Source organism: Vibrio sp. 10N.286.48.B8 (assembly GCF_003050085.1).
GTDB classification, from domain to species: Bacteria; Pseudomonadota; Gammaproteobacteria; order Enterobacterales; family Vibrionaceae; genus Vibrio; species Vibrio crassostreae.
In genome coordinates, this window is record NZ_PIGD01000043.1 from 1 (window position 1) to 5,020 (window position 5,020).

Sequence of the window (5,020 nt, forward strand, 5' to 3'; positions counted from 1 at the left end):
CGAGTAAGTTAGATAGCGTCTGGCCGAATCAATTAAGCTTTACGAGTAGTGCCATGGCTGTGACTCAATACTTTGCAGCTTTACCTTTAACGAGTCCTGGGAAACTCCCTAAACACTATGAAGTACTACTACAGAAAATATCCATGTTTATCCTGCCACCCCGAAGAGAAGATAGAAGTTATCTTCGCTGGGTGAAACTGAAACCCAAGAAATATGCGACAAATAGAAAAAATGCCAGTCAGCTTAACTGACTGGCATTACTCCACTTGAGTGCTCTTCTGTTTTTCCTGAGTTCAGGTTATTTAGGTAGTAAATATGAAAGTTGTAGTTATAGGCGGTAGCGCCGCTGGTATGAGTTTCGCAGCAAAATACAAACGTAATCAACCATCAGACGAAGTCATCGTATTAGATAAGCGCAGTTACATCTCTTTTGGAGCCTGTGGTCTACCCTACTTTGCAGGCGGCATGTTTGATGACACAGAACGAATGATCTCTCGTACGCCAGAACAAGCCATCAAATCTGGTTTAGATGTACGCGTAGAAACAGAAATGGTGTCGTTCGACCGCACTGAAAAACAAATTACGGTACGTCACCAAAACGTAGAGACCACTATCGATTACGATATGTTGGTGATTGCGACAGGCGCACGTCCGATCGTTCCATCATTCGGTGAATTCAATCCAGAACACGTATACACACTCACAAGCATGGAAGATGGTTTAGCAGTCAAAGAAGCGCTTAAAGACGATAGTAAACAACGCGTGTGTGTCATTGGCGCAGGATTTATCGGGCTGGAAGTCTTCGATGCGGCACATGGCTTAGATAAGCACGTGACGATCATCGAACGTGAACAGCACATCATGAGCCGTCAGTTCAGTCCAGAAATCATTGAAGTAGTCGAAGGGGCCATTCGGGAGTCAGGTGCAGATCTTAAAACAGGTTGCAGCGTGTCAGCTATTCGTGATGCTGATCAAGGTGGTTACATCGTTGAAACCGATAACGGCAATGTCGAAGCTGATATCGTTATCCTGTCACTCGGTTTCAAACCAAATACTGAAGCATACGAACTACCAAAAGCTGCAAACGGCGCTCTGTTGGTGAATGAATATGGTGCCACTGAAGATGCTTACATCCATGCTGTCGGCGACTGTGCCGTTGTCCATCATATGGCACTAGGCAAACCTGTTTATGTTCCTCTAGCAACCACAGCCAACAAGCAAGCGCGCATGATGGCCGACAAGCTAGCAGGCAAAGATACTTATATGTCGGGCTTCTTGGGGTCATCTTGTTTAAAAGTGCTCGATTACGAACTGGCGTGTACCGGCATATCTGAACTTCTGGCGAAAGAACATAGCTTAGATGTGAAAGTATCAACGATTTCAGACAAGAACCAAACCGATTACTACCCAGGCCAAGAAGACATCAAGGTCAAACTGGTTTATCACCCGGGTACTAAGGTTCTTCTAGGTGGTGAGATCGTAGGTAAGAAAGGAGCAGTTGGTCGCATCAATGCATTAGCAGTTGCTATCACCGCTAAGATGACCACCCAACAGCTTGGTTATATGGACTTCTGCTATGCGCCACCATTTGCGCGTACTTGGGATGCCCTGAACGTGGCTGGTAACGTCGCGAAGTAAACGAAATGACATAGAAGTACCGATAAACAAAAAGCAGAGCGATTACGCTCTGCTTTTGGATGGACTAAAACCTTAACGTTCATCTGATGGAAGAACAAAGTCGACATATAACGCAAAATTTCCGATTCCAGAAGCTTTAATACCACCCAAGTCTAAATCATTTGTCGAATAAATCATGGCAGAAACCCCCATGTTGCTTAGTTCTATCGCCTTCTGATACTCGCTCCCAAGCGAGCCAAGATTATCACCCCGATACGTCACAGCCTTAATTTTATTTAAATCAATCCACTCAAGAATCAATGGTGTATTTAGATCTATATTTAATGCGACATTATTAAAACCTAACTCTATTGCTTCATTATATTTATCTGTGCTGAATACTTCGATAATAGATTTATCTTTATCTATTATATACTTTGAAAGCAAGGCAAGATTTTTTATTTTATCCGTAACTAATACCACATCATTTTTATCTAGAATATCAATAGCTGTCGATATATTTAATGTTTTATATTGATCATAAATTATCTTTGATTCAAACTCTTTAGAACTAATAGACCCAGTATTATTAGAATTTGTCATTTCGTGAAAAGTCTTCCAATCATGAACAGCAACAATCCTTCCATCCGATGAGATAAGTAGATCTAACTCTATCATCTTGAATCCATGTTCAATTGATTGCTCCATCGCTTCTAACGAGTTTGTATATTTTAATCCGTTGATTCCCCCACCGGCATGTGCGATCAAACCACCAGAATTACCGATAATTTTAGGGATGTTATTATGTTCATTTGGGTATGCCTTTACATTGCCTCTCCATACATCAATGACTACACTCATCGAAGGGCCGATAACAAAAGCTACCCAAAAACATATGAGAACTAGACAAAATATTGATATTAAGACTCTGATTCCTTTGAGTATCATGACATTTTACCTGTTGAGAACTGGGGTTGATGATAATGTTTGGTTTACCCTATCAATATTGAGTTTAAACATATTATTTATAGCAACTATAATAGCATTTGTCGGTAATAGATTTGTATTTCTTCTTCTAACGGTAATAATGACTTTTGATTTCTACTTAAGATTAAACTCTCTAAGCTTAGACTTAGGTGTCTTAGGTTCGGTTTTAGAGTCTAATCGAGGTGAGGCACTTGAACATATACAAAGCATTAGCGTCATAACATATGTAAAAATTATTATATTTTCCATTCTACTTTTTTTATCATTTCACATTACCTTAGGAAAGGTTGGTAAGTCATTTTCATTAATTATGTTGATATTATTTTCCAGCATATTAGTCACAAAATTTTATAGCTTACATGATAATAAAAAGACGACATACATCAATGAAGAATACTTAAAAACAATCCATCATGAAGTGTGGTTTAGTTTTTTAGGGTTAATTACAGTTATTAAACCTATTTCTTTATATTATGAGCTGTCTCTTCTCGAAGGGGGAAAATCCGTAATCTCTTCAAAATGGGAGAATGTTCATACAAACAAAGTATTAAAAGATATTTACATCGTAAATATTGGTGAATCTGTGATCAAAAATCACTACCCATCGTATAACGAAAAAAATGGAAATATAAAAGGAGCATCCATATTTAATGGTGTTATTTCCCCATCCGTTGTTACATATTTCTCTGTCCCTCGAATATTATCAAAGAGCCTAGATGTAAACAGGCATGATAAAAACTTAAATGTGATAGATCTTGCTAATGATGCTGGAATGAAAACTTATTGGATATCAAATCAAGCAAAGATCGGGCAATACGAGACACAGGTATCCGCAATCGCTAGTAGAGCACATTACCAATTTTATAAGAATACGTCTTATGATAAAGCTGAACCCGATAACATTCTCCTACCAGAAGTGATCAAAGCAATTCGTGAAGAGACTAAAAGGCCAAAAGTGATTTTCATCCACACTATGGGGTCTCATTATGATTTTTGTAAGAGATTTGATGAAGAAATTTCACTAAAACCCTCAGATAACAAGTACCTCATATGCTATTCAAAATCAGTGGCTTATGGCGTAGCTTTTATAGAAAGGCTTAGAGACTTACTCACGATCCATGATAAAACATATAAAATCATTTATTTTTCTGACCATGGCCTAACGTCTGTAAACGTTCCACCGTATCTAATTCACGGTACTGGCTCACATTTTACAAGGCAGGCAGTAGAAGTACCTTTCATAGCAATGAGTAATGACCCACAAGAAACGAAAATACATTCGGTCAAATACAATCTGAGAGACTTTTCAGACACATTTGCGCAATGGGTAGGTATATCTTCAGAACAGACAGAGCAACATAAAAGTATCTTCAATACCAAGTACATAGGAAAGGAGTACGACTCAGTGCTAACAAGTGAGTTTAAGATAAGAAAAATCGACTAAGCGAGTAGCTCTGTTACTAAAAAATCATGAATCATCAAAGGTTACGTAGTAAATATCGGCTTCCTAACATTAATCTGACTCTTATTTCGCTCTGTGTAAGCTGATATCAGTTAAATGTCACTTATATAAGACATTCATTGACCTTGTTGGCAACCAACCTAATAAGATGATTTAGGAGCTCTTATAGTATCGGTGAGTGAATAACTGAAAGTTCACAATTTGACTGGATATATAAAGGTTTGAAACGTTAAAACGAAACAAAGCCCGCTGATTTCTCAGCGAGCTTTTCAATGGTGGTGGAGGGATTGGGATTTGAACCCTAGAACCGCTATTAACGGTTGCCGGTTTTCAAGACCGGTGCTTTCGACCACTCAGCCATCCCTCCAACAAATTGTCGTCAACAGATTTGTGCACTGTTGAGGTTGTTACTTGCTATGCAAATAACGAAGCTTTTTGTCTTCACTTTTAAAAAGTGAAAATAAATTTGGAGCCTGGCGATGTCCTACTCTCACATGGGGAAGCCCCACACTACCATCGGCGCTATTGTGTTTCACTTCTGAGTTCGGCATGGAATCAGGTGGGTCCACAATGCTATGGTCGCCAAGCAAATTTTGCTTTTACTTTCAGTTTTTAAAAAACTGAAGGCAAATAATCTGGAAAGCTGTTTTTGTTCTCTTCAAACTCATTCAAGTGTTTGGTATTTCTTTGAGTCCACAAAACCCCTTGGGTGTTGTATGGTTAAGCCTCACGGGCAATTAGTACAGGTTAGCTCAATGCCTCGCAGCACTTACACACCCTGCCTATCAACGTCGTAGTCTACGACAACCCTTTAGGACGCTTATAGCGCCAGGGAAAACTCATCTCAAGGCTCGCTTCCCGCTTAGATGCTTTCAGCGGTTATCGATTCCGAACTTAGCTACCGGGCAATGCCATTGGCATGACAACCCGAACACCAGAGGTTCGTCCACTCCG

General features: G+C 39.4%; 3 protein-coding genes, 1 tRNA gene, 2 rRNA genes and 1 pseudogene. 3 read left to right on the plus strand and 4 right to left on the minus strand.

Annotated elements, in window-relative coordinates:
• Both CWO08_RS24100 and CWO08_RS23520 read left to right on the plus strand, forming a co-directional pair.
• Positions 1–251, plus strand: a pseudogene (locus tag CWO08_RS24100) (IS4 family transposase); the annotation flags it as partial.
• 64 nt (positions 252–315) lie between these two features.
• Positions 316–1,638, plus strand: a complete 1,323-nt coding sequence (locus tag CWO08_RS23520) for a CoA-disulfide reductase (protein ID WP_108021212.1) — start codon at positions 316–318, stop codon at positions 1,636–1,638.
• Positions 1,639–1,710: 72 nt separating this feature from the next.
• Here CWO08_RS23520 and CWO08_RS23525 read toward each other — a convergent pair whose 3' ends face one another.
• Complete coding sequence (locus tag CWO08_RS23525; protein ID WP_102460916.1) at positions 1,711–2,565, minus strand: glycerophosphodiester phosphodiesterase family protein; 855 nt, start codon at positions 2,563–2,565, stop codon at positions 1,711–1,713.
• On the opposite strand from CWO08_RS23525, the gene CWO08_RS23530 reads away from it, so the two are divergent.
• Positions 2,564–4,048 carry a sulfatase-like hydrolase/transferase gene (locus CWO08_RS23530; RefSeq protein WP_206360787.1) on the plus strand — a complete coding sequence of 495 codons (1,485 nt, stop codon included), beginning with the start codon at positions 2,564–2,566 and terminating at the stop codon, positions 4,046–4,048. The two genes, CWO08_RS23525 and CWO08_RS23530, sit on opposite strands and share 2 nt — an antisense overlap.
• A 294-nt stretch (positions 4,049–4,342) precedes the next feature.
• Here CWO08_RS23530 and CWO08_RS23535 read toward each other — a convergent pair.
• The 3 genes from CWO08_RS23535 to CWO08_RS23545 all read right to left on the minus strand — a co-directional run.
• Positions 4,343–4,433: transfer RNA gene (locus tag CWO08_RS23535), tRNA-Ser, on the minus strand.
• Positions 4,434–4,537: 104 nt separating this feature from the next.
• Positions 4,538–4,653 (minus strand): 5S ribosomal RNA (gene rrf / locus CWO08_RS23540).
• A 129-nt stretch (positions 4,654–4,782) separates the two neighbouring features.
• Positions 4,783–5,020: ribosomal RNA gene (locus CWO08_RS23545) — 23S ribosomal RNA — on the minus strand; the annotation flags it as partial.